A 13530-nucleotide genomic window follows, 5' to 3' on the forward strand; every position below is an offset into this window, starting at 1 on the left:
ACATGGATAACAAACAGCAGTCTGCACGACGGATTCAGACGATGAATAGAAAGCTTTCCCGCCTCGGCATTTCCGTGCTCGCGGCCGTATTCGCGCCGGCCCTGCTGGCCGCGAACCTGCAGAGTGTCGACGTGGCGGCCCTGCCGGGCGATCGCGTGGAGCTGAAGCTGGGCTTCGACGAGCCGGTGGCTGCGCCGCGTGGCTACACCATCGAGCAGCCGGCGCGCATCGCGCTGGACCTCCCGGGTGTGCAGAACAAGCTGGGCAGCAAGAACCGCGAGCTGGGAGTGGGCAATGCCCGCAGCCTGACCGTGGTCGAGGCGAAGGACCGTACTCGCCTGATCGTCAATCTGGCGACCCTGGTGCCTTACAGCACCCGGGCGGAAGGTTCGAATCTGTACGTCGTGGTCGGTGCGGGCGCAGCGACTTCCAGCTCCTACGCCTCCGCGGCGCCGGCAGCTGCTCCGGCCGCCAGGCCCGCTCAGCCCAAACCGTACGTTCCCGCTGGCAAGGCGATTCGTAACATCGACTTCCAGCGTGGCGAGCAGGGCGAAGGCAATGTCGTGATCGATCTGTCCGATCCGACTGTCAGCCCGGACATTCAGGAGCAGGGCGGCAAGATTCGCCTGGACTTCCCGCGTACCCAACTGCCGGACAACCTGCGCGTCCGCCTGGACGTGAAGGACTTCGCTACCCCGGTACAGCTGGTCAATGCTTCCGCCGTCGGCGACAAGGCCAGCATCACCATCGAGCCGACCGGCCTGTACGACTACCTCGTCTACCAGACCGACAATCGCATGACCGTCAGCATCAAGCCGCTGACCCAGGACGATGCCGAGAAGCGCAAGAAGGACACCTTCGCCTACACCGGTGAAAAACTGTCGCTTAACTTCCAGGACATCGATGTGCGCTCGGTGCTGCAGCTGATCGCTGACTTCACCGACCTGAACCTGGTGGCTTCGGACACCGTACAGGGCAACATCACCCTGCGCCTGCAGAACGTGCCGTGGGATCAGGCGCTGGACCTGGTACTCAAGACCAAGGGTCTGGACAAGCGCAAGGTCGGCAACGTACTGCTGGTCGCGCCGGCTGACGAGATCGCGGCTCGCGAGCGCCAGGAGCTGGAAGCGCAGAAACAGATCTCCGAACTGGCTCCGCTGCGTCGCGAGCTGATTCAGGTGAACTACGCCAAGGCTGCTGATATCGCCAAGCTGTTCAGCTCGGTGACCGGCAGCGGTGCCAGCGCTCCGGGTGTCGCAGCGGCGGCACAGGGTGACAATCGCGGTTCGATCACCGTGGATGACCGTACCAACAGCATCATCGCCTACCAGACCCAGGACCGCCTGGACGAGCTGCGCCGCATCGTCGCCCAGCTGGACATCCCGGTTCGTCAGGTGATGATCGAGGCGCGCATCGTCGAAGCCAACGTCGATTACACCAAGGAACTGGGTGTGAACTGGAGCGGTTCGCTCTCTGGCCACGGCAACTTCGATGTCTCCGGCGGTACCAACAGTACCGGCAACACCTTCGTTGACCTGGGCACGTCGAATGCCACCCCGACTTCGGGCATCAGCATCGGCTTCACCACCAACAACACCATCCTGGACCTCCAGCTCAACGCCATGGAGAAAACCGGTAACGGTGAAGTGGTGTCCCAGCCGAAGGTCGTCACCTCGGACAAGGAAACCGCGAAGATCCTGAAAGGCTCGGAGATTCCCTACCAGGAAGCCAGCTCCAGCGGCGCGACCTCGGTGTCCTTCAAGGAAGCGGCGTTGTCCCTGGAGGTGACTCCGCAGATCACTCCGGACAACCGCATCATCATGGAAGTGAAGGTCAACAAGGACGAGCCGGACTACGCCAACGCCCTGAACGGCGTGCCGCCGATCAAGAAGAACGAGGTGAACGCGAAAGTGCTGGTCAACGATGGCGAAACCATCGTGATCGGTGGCGTGTTCTCCAATACCCAGACCAAGTCCACGGCCAAGGTGCCGTTCCTGGGCGACGTGCCGATGATCGGCCGCCTGTTCAAGAACGACTATGTGACCGACAGCAAGAACGAGCTGCTGGTTTTCCTTACCCCGCGGATCATGAATAATCAGGCCATTGCAATCGGCCGTTGATCAATGTCGTGTCCAATTTGATTCTGGTAGGCCCGATGGGAGCTGGTAAAAGCACCATCGGGCGTCTTCTCGCCAAAGAGCTTCACCTCGTCTTCAAAGATTCGGATAAAGAGATCGAGCAGCGCTGCGGAGCCAACATCCCCTGGATATTCGATGTCGAGGGCGAGGCTGGCTTCCGTGAGCGTGAGCAGGCGATGCTGGCCGAGCTGTGCGATGAAGGGGGCATGGTCATCGCCACGGGCGGTGGCGCCGTCATGCGTGACGCCAATCGGCTCATCCTCAAGGGTGGCGGCAAGGTGATCTACCTGCACGCATCGGTCGAGCAGCAGATTTCCCGAACGGCGCGCGACAAGAATCGCCCGTTGCTGCAGAAGCCCAATCCGGAGCAGATCCTTCGTGATCTCATGCAGATGCGCGATCCGCTTTATCGCGAAATTGCCGACGTGATCATCGAAACCGACGAGCGGCCTCCGCGTCTTGTCGTGCTGGAGATCATCGAGCGCCTGCGTGAGTTGGAGCGCCATTAACGGCGCTGCAATCTGCGGTATCCTAGTCCCCTTTCTTGCCTGGGGGTTTCATGCGCACACTCAACGTCGATCTGGCCGATCGCAGCTACCCGATCTACATCGGTGAGGGGCTGCTGGACGATCTGCGCTACTTCGAGCCGCACATTCGCGGCCGTCAGGTAGCCATCGTCACCAACGAAACCATCGCGCCGCTGTATCTGGATCGACTGCAGAAGACCCTGGCCGGCTACAAGGTCACCACGGTCGTGCTCCCTGACGGCGAGGCCTACAAGCAGTGGGAAACCCTGCAACTGATCTTCGATGGCCTGCTGACCGCGCGCCATGACCGCAAGACGACCCTGATCGCCCTCGGCGGCGGTGTCATCGGCGACATGACCGGTTTCGCCGCGGCCTGCTACCAGCGCGGCGTCGACTTCATCCAGGTGCCGACCACCCTGCTGTCCCAGGTGGACTCCTCCGTGGGCGGCAAGACCGGCATCAACCACCCGCTGGGCAAGAACATGGTCGGGGCCTTCTACCAGCCCCAGGCCGTGGTCATCGACACCGCGACCCTGAAGACCCTGCCGCCGCGCGAGCTGTCCGCGGGCCTGGCGGAAGTGATCAAGTACGGCTTCATCTGCGACGAGCCTTTCCTCACCTGGCTGGAAGCGCACATGGATGACCTGCTGGCGCTGGAGCAGGCGGCGCTGACCGAGGCGATCGAGCGCTCCTGCGCAGCCAAGGCCCGCGTGGTTGGCGCCGACGAGAAGGAAAACGGCGTGCGCGCGACCCTCAACCTGGGCCATACCTTCGGCCACGCCATCGAGACCCACATGGGTTATGGCGTCTGGCTGCACGGCGAAGCCGTGGGTGCGGGAACCGTGATGGCACTTGAGATGTCGCATCGGCTGGGGTGGCTGACAACTGCCGAACTCGATCGTGGCGTCCGCCTGCTCGCTGCAGCGAAGTTGCCGGTGGTCCCGCCGCAGGAAATGAATGCCGAGCATTTTCTCGAGCACATGGCCGTCGACAAGAAAGTGCTCGATGGCCGTCTGCGTCTTGTATTGCTCCAAGGGCTGGGGGGCGCGGTCGTCACCGCCGAATTCCCCCGTGAGATTCTGGAAGAAACACTGCGCGCTGACTACCAGGCACTGGTCGGTCAGGCAGGAAAACACTGAGGTCCCATGTCCAGCTTGCATGCCGATGAGGCCTTCCTGGCCCACTACCAGTTCAGCCACGACCCGTTCGCACCGCGGGTTCCGGGCTTCAAGTTCTTCCCGGCGCAGCGCAAGCCCGTACTGGGGCAGCTGCACCACCTGGCGCGTTACAGCCAGCTGCTGTTGGCCGTCACCGGCCCGCTGGGCAGCGGCAAGACCCTGTTGCGCCAGGCCCTGGTGGCCAGCACCAACAAGGATGCCGTCTCCAGCGTGGTGATTTCCGGTCGCTCGGTGACTGACGAGGCCACCCTGCTGCGCCAGTTGGCGCAAGGGCTGGGCATCACTCAGACCAGCATCGAGGCGATTCTCGCCAAGGTCGCCCAGTTGGCGATCACCGGCCAGGACGTCTATCTGCTGGTGGATGACGCCGAGCAACTGCGCGAAGACGCCCTCGAAGTCCTCCTGCTGCTGGCCGCCGGTAATTCCGAAGCGCGCCTGCACGTCTTCCTGTTCGGCGAGCCCGAGCTGCTGTCGCGCCTCGAGGTCCTGTCCGAGGGCGAGGAGCGCTTCCACGCCATCGAACTGCAGCCGTACAGCGAGGAAGAGACCCGCGAGTACCTGGCGCAGCGCCTCGAGGGCGCTGGCCAGGGCATCGAGCTGATCTCGGCCGACCTGCTGGCCGACATCCACGAGCAATCCGGCGGCTGGCCCGGCACCATCAACCAGACCGCTCGCGACGCCATGATCGAAGCAATGCTGGCTGATCGCAGTGGCGAGCGCAAAGCCGCCGGTGCCGGCTTCAAGCTGCCGAAGAAGCACCTGGCGATCCTCGGTGTGGTCGCCATCGGCGTCATCGCTGCCTGGTTCATGCAGGGCAAGACCACCAAGCCGGAGACCGCGAGCAACACTGCCGCGCAGACGTCGTCGCAACTGCCGCTGGGTGGTGGTGCTGCGCCGCAGCCGAGCGCGCAGCCGCAGCCGGATGCCCAGGGCAATGGCCCGTCGGTGGAGTTCGCGGGTTCCAACCAGCCGCTGCCGCTGCCGCTGGTAGGCGAAAGCCAGCCGGTGATCCGCGAACCCATGGCCCAGGCCGGTGGCCAGGAAGATGCCGACGAAGGCGCCATGCCTTCCGCCGCCATTCCGCCGACCGTGACCACCACTGCGCCGCCAGTGACCCCGTTGGCGAACAATGGCCCGAAACCGTTGAACCCGGTGCCGGCGGCTCCCGTCCAGCAGCAGGCTGCCATCCAGCCGGCCCCGACGCCTGCGCCCACTCCGCGACCGGAGCCGGTCAAACCTGCCGCCACCGCGCCGGCCAAGCCTGTCCAGGCTGCCAAGCCGGCTGCGACCAAGCCGGCCACTACTGTCGCCAGCGCCAAGCCGGCGACCGCCGCCAGCAAGCCCGCTGCAGCTACCGGTAGTGCCGGTGGCAGCAGCTGGTACCAGTCCCAGGCCGGTTCGCGCTACTCCGTGCAGGTGCTGGGCACCGGCTCCGAAGCCAGCGCCAAGGCCTTCATCAGCCAGCAGGGTGGTGGTGACTACCGCTACTTCCGCAAGAACCTGCAGGGCAAGCCGTTCTACGTCGTGACCTACGGTAACTTCGCCGATCGTACTGCCGCACAGGCAGCGATCAAGAAGCTGCCGGCGAAGATCCAGGCTTCCAAGCCCTGGGCTCGTCCGTTCTCCAGCATCCAGCAGGACATCGCCGGGGCGCGCTGAAAGGTCGCAGTGTCGCAATACTGAAAAAGCCGAGCCCCGTACCCTGGGGTTCGGCTTTTTTATTGGCTTGTGTCTTTTGCTGCATTCTTATAAAAATGCGACATCGGGTGTCAGCAGTGCGTCAAAAAAAACAGTGACGTCGCTTTCCCCATGTGTACAATGACCTCCCTTTGCCTATCGGAAACTTGCCGCTTGAGCGAGTAGACAGGCGAAGTGCTTGAAGAGGGTCTGCTGACGTTTCGTCATGGCCAGGGCCGTCACCGCCGCTACGTTGGGTAAGACGTGGCAACTCGTGCGGGATGGTCATTCCAGGTGAACCAGGGGCTACAACGGCGCTGCACGATAGATGCGGCCCGAGCCTTTAGGGTGCGCGGGAAACGAGCCTGCACGGCGAAACAGGGCGATGGTGAAACGTCAGCAGACCCTGGAATTTATAAAAGTTTTGCCGGTGAGAGTTCCCTATGAAAGCAGGTCTGTACCATCCTGAGACGTTCAAGGATAACTGCGGATTCGGTCTGATCGCCCATATGACGGGCGAGGCAAGCCACGAACTTCTGCAAACCGCCATCGAAGCACTGACCTGCATGACCCACCGAGGTGGGATCAACGCGGACGGGAAAACCGGGGACGGCTGTGGGCTGCTGATCCAGAAGCCCGACCAGTTCCTGCGCGCCGTCGCCCAGGAGTCCTTCGGCGCCGAGCTGCCTGCGCAGTACGCCGTGGGCATGGTCTTCTTCAACCAGGACCCGGTGAAAGCCGAAGCCGCCCGCGCGAACATGAATCGCGAGATCGAGCGCGCCGGCCTGAAGCTGGTCGGCTGGCGCAAGGTGCCGATCGACACCAGCGTTCTGGGTCGCCTGGCGCTGGAGCGCCTGCCGCAGATCGAGCAGGTGTTCATCGGCGGTGAAGGCCTCTCCGACCAGGAATTCGCGGTCAAGCTGTTCAGCTCCCGTCGCCGCTCCTCCGTGGCCAACGCCGAGGACGCCGACCACTACATCTGCAGCTTCTCGCACAAGACCATCATCTATAAGGGCCTGATGATGCCGGCGGACCTCGCCGCCTTCTATCCGGACCTCTCCGACGAGCGCCTGAAGACCGCCATCTGCGTCTTCCACCAGCGCTTCTCGACCAACACCCTGCCGAAATGGCCGCTGGCCCAGCCGTTCCGCCTGCTGGCGCACAACGGCGAGATCAACACCATCACCGGCAACCGCAACTGGGCCCAGGCCCGTCGCGCCAAGTTCGCCAACGAATGGATGCCCGATCTCGACGAGCTCGGCCCGCTGGTCAACCGCGTGGGCTCCGACTCCTCCAGCATGGACAACATGCTCGAGCTGATGGTCACCGGCGGCATGGACATGTTCCGCGGCCTGCGCATGATCATTCCGCCGGCCTGGCAGAACGTCGAGACCATGGACGCCGACCTGCGCGCGTTCTACGAATTCAACTCGCTGCACATGGAGCCGTGGGACGGCCCCGCCGGCGTCGTGCTGACCGACGGTCGCTACGCCGTCTGCCTGCTCGACCGCAACGGCCTGCGTCCCTCGCGCTGGGTCACCACCAGGAACGGCTACATCACCCTCGCCTCGGAAATCGGCGTGTGGGACTACAAGCCCGAGGACGTCATCGCCAAGGGCCGCGTCGGCCCGGGCCAGATCCTCGCGGTGGACACCGAGACCGGCCAGCTGCTGCAGACCGAAGACATCGACAACCGTCTGAAGTCGCGCCACCCGTACAAGCAGTGGCTGCGCCAGAGCGCGCTGCGCATCCAGGCCACCCTGGACGATGACCAGGGCGTTGCCAGCTACGACGGCGACCAGCTCAAGCAGTATATGAAGATGTTCCAGGTCACCTTCGAGGAGCGTGACCAGGTGCTGCGCCCGCTCGCCGAGCAGGGCCAGGAAGCGGTTGGCTCGATGGGCGACGACACCCCGATGGCGGTGCTGTCCAAGCGCATCCGCTCGCCCTATGACTACTTCCGCCAGGTCTTCGCGCAGGTCACCAACCCGCCGATCGACCCGCTGCGCGAAGCGATCGTGATGTCCCTGGAAACCTGTCTGGGCATCGAGCAGAACATCTTCGAAGAGTCCCCGCACCACGCCAACCAGGCGATCCTGACCACCCCGGTGATCTCCCCGGCGAAGTGGCGGACCCTGATGAACCTGGAGCGCCCGGGCTTCGACCTGCACCACATCGACCTGAACTACGACGAGTCCGTCGGTCTCGAGACGGCCGTGCGCAACATCGCCGACCAGGCCGAGGAAGCCGTGCGCGCCGGCAAGGTCCTGCTGGTGCTCTCCGACCGTCATATCGCCCCCGGCAAGCTGCCGGTGCATGCGGCCCTGGCCGTCGGCGCCGTGCACCACCGCCTGGTGCAGACCGGTCTGCGCTGCGACTCCAACATCCTGGTGGAAACCGCCACCGCCCGTGACCCGCACCACTTCGCGGTGCTGGTGGGCTTCGGTGCGTCCGCGGTCTACCCGTTCCTCGCCTACGAGGTGCTGGCTGACCTGATCCGCACTGGCGAAGTGCTGGGCGACCTCTACGAGGTCTTCAAGTACTACCGCAAGGGCATCTCCAAGGGGATGCTGAAGATCCTCTCGAAGATGGGCATCTCCACCATCGCCTCCTACCGTGGCGCCCAGCTGTTCGAGGCCATCGGCCTGGCCGACGAAGTCACCGGTCTGTGCTTCCCGGGTACCCCGAGCCGCATCCAGGGTGCGCGCTTCCTCGACATCGAGAACGAGCAGAAGCTGCTGGCCTTCGAGGCCTGGAACAACCGCAAGCCGATCCAGCAGGGCGGCCTGCTGAAGTTCGTCTACGGCGGCGAATACCACGCCTACAACCCGGACGTGGTGAACACCCTGCAGGCCGCTGTGCAGCAGGGTGACTACGCCAAATTCAAGGAATACACCGCGCTGGTCGACCAGCGTCCGGTGTCCATGCTGCGCGACCTGCTCAAGGTGAAAACCAGCGAGCAGCCGCTGAGCCTGGACGAGATCGAGCCGCTGGAATCCATCTTCAAGCGCTTCGACGCCGCCGGCATCTCCCTCGGCGCGCTGTCGCCGGAGGCCCACGAAGCCCTGGCAGAAGCCATGAACCGCCTGGGCGGCCGCTCCAACTCCGGTGAGGGTGGCGAAGACCCGGCGCGCTACGGCACGCTGCGCAGCTCGAAGATCAAGCAGGTGGCCACCGGCCGCTTCGGTGTGACCCCGGAATACCTGGTCAACGCCGAGGTCCTGCAGATCAAGGTGGCCCAGGGCGCCAAGCCCGGCGAAGGCGGCCAGCTGCCCGGCGGCAAGGTCAACGGCCTGATCGCCCGCCTGCGCTATGCCGTGCCCGGCGTGACCCTGATCTCGCCGCCGCCGCACCACGACATCTACTCCATCGAAGACCTCGCCCAGCTGATCTTCGACCTCAAGCAGGTCAACCCGCAGGCGCTGGTCTCGGTGAAGCTGGTCTCCGAGCCGGGTGTCGGCACCATCGCCGCCGGCGTGGCCAAGGCCTATGCCGACCTGATCACCATCTCCGGCTACGACGGTGGTACCGGCGCCTCGCCGATCACCTCCATCAAGTACGCCGGTTCCCCGTGGGAGCTGGGCCTCGCCGAGGCGCACCAGACCCTGCGCGGCAACGACCTGCGCGGCAAGGTCCGGGTGCAGACCGACGGCGGCCTGAAAACCGGCCTGGACGTCATCAAGGCAGCCATCCTCGGCGCCGAGAGCTTCGGCTTCGGCACCGCGCCGATGATCGCCCTGGGCTGCAAGTACCTGCGCATCTGCCACCTGAACAACTGCGCCACCGGCGTCGCCACCCAGAACGACAAGCTGCGCAAGGACCACTTCATCGGCACCGTGGACATGGTGGTGAACTTCTTCACCTTCATCGCCAGCGAGACCCGTGAGTGGCTGGCCAAGCTCGGCGTGCGCAGCCTGGAAGAACTGATCGGCCGCACCGACCTGCTGGAAATCCTCCCGGGCGAGACGCCCAAGCAGGGCAACCTCGACCTCACGCCGCTGCTGGGCAGCGACCTGATCCCGGCCGAGAAGCCGCAGTTCTGCGAAGTCGAGAAGAACCCGCCGTTCGACCAGGGCCTGCTGGCCGAGAAGATGGTCGAGCTGTCGCGCTCCGCCATCCAGGGCGCCAAGGGCGGCGAGTACGAACTGGACATCTGCAACTGCGACCGTTCCATCGGCGCGCGGATTTCCGGCGAGATCGCCAAGGTTCACGGCAACCAGGGCATGGCCAAGTCGCCGATCACCTTCCGCTTCAAGGGCACTGCGGGCCAGAGCTTCGGCGTGTGGAACGCCGGCGGCCTGCACCTGTACCTGGAAGGCGACGCCAACGACTACGTCGGCAAGGGCATGACCGGCGGCAAGCTGATCGTCACCCCGCCCAAGGGCAGCCCGTTCAAGTCGCAGGAGTCGGCCATCGTCGGCAACACCTGCCTGTACGGCGCCACTGGCGGCAAGCTGTTCGCCGCCGGCACCGCAGGTGAGCGTTTCGGCGTGCGCAACTCCGGCGCCCATGCCGTGGTTGAAGGTACCGGTGACCACTGCTGCGAATACATGACCGGCGGCTTCATCTGCGTACTGGGCAAGACCGGCTACAACTTCGGCTCCGGCATGACCGGCGGCTTCGCCTATGTCCTCGACATGGACAACACCTTCGTCGACCGCGTGAACCATGAGCTGGTGGAAATCCAGCGGATCAGCGGCGAAGCGATGGAGGCCCAGCGCAACCATCTGCGCAAGGTGCTGGTCGAGTACGTGGCGGAAACGGCGAGCGAGTGGGGCGCGCATCTGCTGGAGAACCTCGACGACTACCTGCGTCGGTTCTGGCTGGTGAAACCGAAGGCCGCCAGCCTCGGTTCGCTGCTGACCAGCACTCGTGCCAACCCGCAATAAGCGCCTGAAGTTTGATGAGGTCTGAAAATGTCTGAACGTCTTAACAATGACTTCCAGTTCATCGAAGTCGGGCGCAAGGATCCGAAGAAGAAGCTTCTTCGCCAGCGCAAGCGCGAGTTCGTGGAAATCTACGACCTGTTCAAGCCGCAGCAGGCGGCTGACCAGGCCCACCGTTGCCTGGGCTGCGGCAACCCGTACTGCGAATGGAAGTGCCCGGTCCACAACTTCATCCCCAACTGGCTGAAGCTGGTCTCCGAAGGCAACATCCTCGCCGCCGCCGAGCTTTCCCACCAGACCAACACCCTGCCGGAAGTCTGCGGCCGGGTGTGCCCGCAGGACCGCCTGTGCGAGGGTGCCTGCACCCTCAACGACGGCTTCGGCGCGGTCACCATCGGCTCGGTGGAGAAGTACATCACCGATACCGCCTTCGCCATGGGCTGGCGCCCGGACATGTCCAAGGTCAAGCCCACCGGCAAGCGCGTCGCCGTGATCGGCGCGGGCCCGGCGGGACTGGGCTGCGCCGACGTGCTGGTGCGCAACGGCGTGACCCCGGTGGTGTTCGACAAGAACCCGGAAATCGGCGGCCTGCTGACCTTCGGCATCCCCGAATTCAAGCTGGAGAAGCAGGTGCTCTCGCGCCGTCGTGAAGTCTTCACCGGCATGGGCATCGAGTTCCGCCTGAACACCGAGATCGGCAAGGACGTCACCATGGAGCAGTTGCTCGATGAGTACGATGCCGTGTTCATGGGCATGGGCACCTACACCTACATGAAAGGCGGCTTCCCCGGCGAGGACCTGCCGGGCGTGCACGATGCGCTGGACTTCCTGATCGCCAACGTGAACCGCAACCTGGGCTTCGAGAAGTCGCCGGAAGACTTCGTCGACATGAAGGGCAAGCGCGTCGTGGTACTGGGCGGTGGCGACACCGCGATGGACTGCAACCGCACCTCCATCCGCCAGGGCGCCAAGAGCGTGACCTGCGCCTACCGCCGTGACGAAGAGAACATGCCCGGCTCGCGCAAAGAGGTGAAGAACGCCAAGGAAGAAGGCGTGAAGTTCCTCTTCAACCGCCAGCCCATCGCCATCGTCGGCGAGGACAAGGTGGAAGGCGTGAAGGTGGTCGAGACCCGTCTCGGCGAGCCGGACGCCCGTGGCCGTCGCAGCCCCGAGCCGATCCCGGGCTCCGAGGAGATCATCCCGGCCGAAGCCGTGCTGATCGCCTTCGGTTTCCGCCCAAGCCCGGCCCCGTGGTTCGACCAGCATCAGGTGGAAATCGACAGCCAGGGTCGCGTCATCGCCCCGGCGGCTTCGCAGTTCAAGCACCAGACCAGCAACCCGAAGATCTTCGCCGGTGGCGACATGGTCCGCGGTTCCGATCTGGTGGTGACGGCGATCTTCGAAGGCCGCACCGCCGCCGAAGGCATCCTCGACTACCTCGGCGTTTAGCCGGCCGCTACGGCCCTCTCCCTAACCCTCTCCCTGAAGGGAGAGGGGACCGATCGGCGTTGCCGGAGGGTTCGGAACTACCCTCTCGCTGCGGACAGCTCCCTCTCCCTTCAGGGAGAGGGCGGGGGGAGAGGGAAATCACTGGCACGAATTTCCAAGAAATGAGTAGTACACCTACCGCTGCGGCAGAATGCCGCGATGGACGAAAGGCACGGCACCCGCCGTGCCTTTTCTTTTGGGCTTTGCGAAAATACCCGCACTTTTTTGCCGGATGCCGTTATGACTGCCTTGAAGAACGATCGCTTCCTCCGCGCCCTGCTCAAACAGCCCGTCGATGTCACCCCTGTCTGGATGATGCGCCAGGCCGGCCGCTACCTGCCGGAGTACCGCGCCACCCGCGCCAAGGCCGGTGACTTCATGAGCCTGTGCATGAACCCGCAGATGGCCTGCGAAGTGACCCTGCAGCCGCTGGACCGCTACCCGCAACTGGACGCGGCGATCCTCTTCTCCGACATCCTCACTATTCCCGACGCCATGGGCCAGGGCCTGTACTTCGAGACCGGCGAAGGTCCGCGCTTCAAGAAGGTCGTCAGCAACCTGGCCGACATCGAGGCGCTGCCGATCCCCGATCCGGAAAAGGACCTGGGCTACGTGATGGACGCCGTGCGCACCATCCGCCGCGAGCTGAACGGCCGCGTGCCGCTGATCGGCTTCTCGGGCAGCCCCTGGACCCTGGCCACCTACATGGTCGAAGGCGGCTCCAGTCGCGACTTCCGCAAAACCAAGGCGATGCTCTACGAGAATCCGCAGGCCCTGCACGCGCTGCTGGACAAGCTGGCGCAGTCGGTCACCAGCTACCTGAACGGCCAGATCCTCGCCGGTGCCCAGGCGGTGCAGATCTTCGATTCGTGGGGCGGCGCGCTGTCGGCGGCGGCTTATCAGGAGTTCTCCCTGGCCTACATGCAGAAGATCGTCGACGGTCTGATCCGCGAACACGAAGGGCGCCGCGTGCCGGTGATCCTCTTCACCAAGGGCGGCGGCCTGTGGCTGGAATCCATGGCCAACACCGGTGCCGAGGCGCTCGGCCTGGACTGGACCTGCGACATCGGCAGCGCCCGCGCCCGCGTTGGCGACAAGGTGGCCCTGCAGGGCAACATGGACCCGGCGGTGCTCTACGCCAAGCCGGAAGCCATCCGCGCCGAAGTGGCGCGTATCCTCGGTGCCTTCGGTAACGGCACTGGCCACGTGTTCAACCTGGGCCACGGTGTTACTCCGGAAGTCGATCCGGCGCATGCTGGAGCGTTCTTCGAGGCGGTGCACGAGCTGTCGGCGCAGTATCACTGAGCCTGACGCTTCACTGAAAAGCCCCGCACTCGTGGGGCTTTTTTGTGGCTCCCTGTAGGAGCGGGCCATGCCCGCGATCCGCCGGCAGGGCCGGCGCTTTCTTTTGCTCTGGTGTGCAGGTTTGCTGCGTTGGCTTGGGTGTTTCTGCGCCGCTTCGGCGTGCGCGTGGACTCTGTGTTTCGCCCCTCGGGCGAGTTACTTCTTTCAAACGCCAAAGAAGTAACCAAGAAGGCTTGCGGTACGACTCACCCACATAGGTGACAGTTTTGTTCAGGCACATGGGTAACAGTTTCTAACCTGCAGGGGTCACCTCACGAGGATTGCCCCATGC

7 protein-coding genes are annotated in these 13530 nt (G+C 64.4%); all 7 read left to right on the forward strand.

The window, feature by feature from the left end; translation table 11 throughout:
- The first annotated feature begins 41 nt into the window (after window positions 1-41).
- The 7 genes from pilQ to hemE all read left to right on the forward strand — a co-directional run bounded on the left by pilQ (window position 42) and on the right by hemE (window position 13199).
- On the forward strand, window positions 42-2120 hold the full coding sequence (gene pilQ / locus J2T47_RS15015; RefSeq protein WP_081515421.1) for a type IV pilus secretin PilQ: 2079 nt from the start codon (window positions 42-44) through the stop codon (window positions 2118-2120).
- An 8-nt stretch (window positions 2121-2128) separates the two neighbouring features.
- The gene (gene aroK / locus J2T47_RS15020) at window positions 2129-2647 is read left to right on the forward strand and encodes a shikimate kinase AroK (protein WP_081515781.1); all 519 of its coding nucleotides are present in this window, start codon (window positions 2129-2131) and stop codon (window positions 2645-2647) included.
- Between the two features lie 50 nt (window positions 2648-2697).
- Entirely contained in the window at window positions 2698-3804 is a 1107-nt protein-coding gene (aroB, locus tag J2T47_RS15025) for a 3-dehydroquinate synthase (protein WP_253448127.1), read from the forward strand.
- A 6-nt stretch (window positions 3805-3810) separates the two neighbouring features.
- Complete coding sequence (locus J2T47_RS15030) at window positions 3811-5502, forward strand: AAA family ATPase (RefSeq protein WP_253448130.1); 1692 nt, start codon at window positions 3811-3813, stop codon at window positions 5500-5502.
- Window positions 5503-5963: 461 nt separating this feature from the next.
- Window positions 5964-10409, forward strand: a complete 4446-nt coding sequence (gltB, locus tag J2T47_RS15035; protein ID WP_253448132.1) for a glutamate synthase large subunit — start codon at window positions 5964-5966, stop codon at window positions 10407-10409.
- Window positions 10410-10436: 27 nt separating this feature from the next.
- The gene (locus J2T47_RS15040; RefSeq protein WP_081515425.1) at window positions 10437-11855 is read left to right on the forward strand and encodes an FAD-dependent oxidoreductase; all 1419 of its coding nucleotides are present in this window, start codon (window positions 10437-10439) and stop codon (window positions 11853-11855) included.
- A 279-nt stretch (window positions 11856-12134) separates the two neighbouring features.
- Window positions 12135-13199, forward strand: a complete 1065-nt coding sequence (hemE, locus tag J2T47_RS15045) for a uroporphyrinogen decarboxylase (RefSeq protein ID WP_253448135.1) — start codon at window positions 12135-12137, stop codon at window positions 13197-13199.
- The last annotated feature ends 331 nt before the right edge of the window (window positions 13200-13530 follow it).

It is taken from the genome of Pseudomonas nitroreducens (genome assembly GCF_024170165.1).
Taxonomy (GTDB): Bacteria; Pseudomonadota; Gammaproteobacteria; order Pseudomonadales; family Pseudomonadaceae; genus Pseudomonas; species Pseudomonas nitroreducens_C.

What these genes read in the sequence shown, in the direction of transcription:
- gltB (WP_253448132.1), top strand. Translation starts at nt 5,964, where the DNA reads ATGAAAGCAGGTCTGTACCATCCTGAGACGTTCAAGGATAACTGCGGA.
- hemE (WP_253448135.1), top strand. Translation starts at nt 12,135, where the DNA reads ATGACTGCCTTGAAGAACGATCGCTTCCTCCGCGCCCTGCTCAAACAG.
- aroB (WP_253448127.1), top strand. Translation starts at nt 2,698, where the DNA reads ATGCGCACACTCAACGTCGATCTGGCCGATCGCAGCTACCCGATCTAC.
- J2T47_RS15030 (WP_253448130.1), top strand. Translation starts at nt 3,811, where the DNA reads ATGTCCAGCTTGCATGCCGATGAGGCCTTCCTGGCCCACTACCAGTTC.
- pilQ (WP_081515421.1), top strand. Translation starts at nt 42, where the DNA reads ATGAATAGAAAGCTTTCCCGCCTCGGCATTTCCGTGCTCGCGGCCGTA.
- J2T47_RS15040 (WP_081515425.1), top strand. Translation starts at nt 10,437, where the DNA reads ATGTCTGAACGTCTTAACAATGACTTCCAGTTCATCGAAGTCGGGCGC.